We start from the raw sequence: 255 nt of genomic DNA on the forward strand, positions 1-255 counted from the left end.
TAGGTAGCTTAACCGTAAGGAGGGCGCTTACCACGGTAGGATTCGTGACTGGGGTGAAGTCGTAACAAGGTAGCCGTATCGGAAGGTGCGGCTGGATCACCTCCTTTCTAGAGTTTGCACGAATCAGTAATGATTCACGCATCAAATGTTCACACTTATCGGCTGTTAATATAAAGAACAGCATTTGGGGCTGTAGCTCAGCTGGTTAGAGCACCGTGTTGATAACGCGGGGGTCGTTGGTTCGAGTCCAACCAG

Annotated in this window: 1 rRNA gene; it reads left to right on the forward strand. The window is 49.8% G+C overall.

The window, feature by feature from the left end:
- Positions 1-107 (forward strand): 16S ribosomal RNA (locus MRBLMS1_RS24680); the annotation flags it as partial.
- Positions 108-255: the final 148 nt, after the last annotated feature.

It is taken from the genome of Massilia sp. LMS1-1-1.1 (assembly GCF_040815535.1).
Lineage (GTDB): Bacteria > Pseudomonadota > Gammaproteobacteria > Burkholderiales > Burkholderiaceae_D > Janthinobacterium > Janthinobacterium aestuarii.